This window comes from Microbacterium sp. AISO3, from assembly GCF_002204305.1.
GTDB classification, from domain to species: Bacteria; Actinomycetota; Actinomycetes; order Actinomycetales; family Microbacteriaceae; genus Microbacterium; species Microbacterium arborescens.
In genome coordinates this window covers 1-578 of record NZ_NHRF01000043.1, presented here as the reverse complement: position 1 = coordinate 578, position 578 = coordinate 1, and the positions used below count along the sequence as shown (strand labels likewise).

Annotated in this window: 1 protein-coding gene; it reads right to left on the bottom strand. The window is 43.8% G+C overall.

Going from position 1 to position 578, the window contains the following annotated elements:
• Positions 1-26 precede the first annotated feature (26 nt).
• On the bottom strand, positions 27-578 hold a 552-nt coding region (locus CBF90_RS16215), incomplete at its 5' end, for a tyrosine-type recombinase/integrase (protein ID WP_172407880.1).

Sequence of the window (578 nt, the reverse complement as noted above, 5' to 3'; positions counted from 1 at the left end):
GGTCACTATCAGTCAAAATAAAATCATTATTTGATTTCAATTTTGTCCCACTCCCTGCCTCTGTCATCACGATACTGTGATGCCATGGTGTCCGACTTATGCCCGAGAAGATGTTGAGCAAACTTATCGCTTATCTGCTTCTCATAGAGTCTTGCAGACAAACTGCGCAACTCGTGAAAGGTAGGCGGATCCCCTTCGAAGGAAAGACCTGATGCTTTTCGTGCGCGCATAAAATACCTTGATACTGTGCCGGATGAAAGCGGTTCGCGACGAGTAGATGCAATTATGGTTTCTCCGCCAAGAATCTCTTTGCATTTATCAAGTGTTTCCTTCATTGATATTCCGAGAGCATCAATATGCAATGCTGTTGGGATGGCAATTTTTACGCCTGTTTTGCTTTGCTCGACATAAAGATATCCATCTACGATATCAGACCACTTCATTTCGCATAAATCACCAACTCGTTGCCCGGTAACAACAGCCAGTTCCATTGCAAGTCTGAGCCAACATGGTGATGATTCTGCTGCTTGATAAATTTTCAGGTATTCGTCAGCCGTAAGTCTTGATCTCCTTACCTC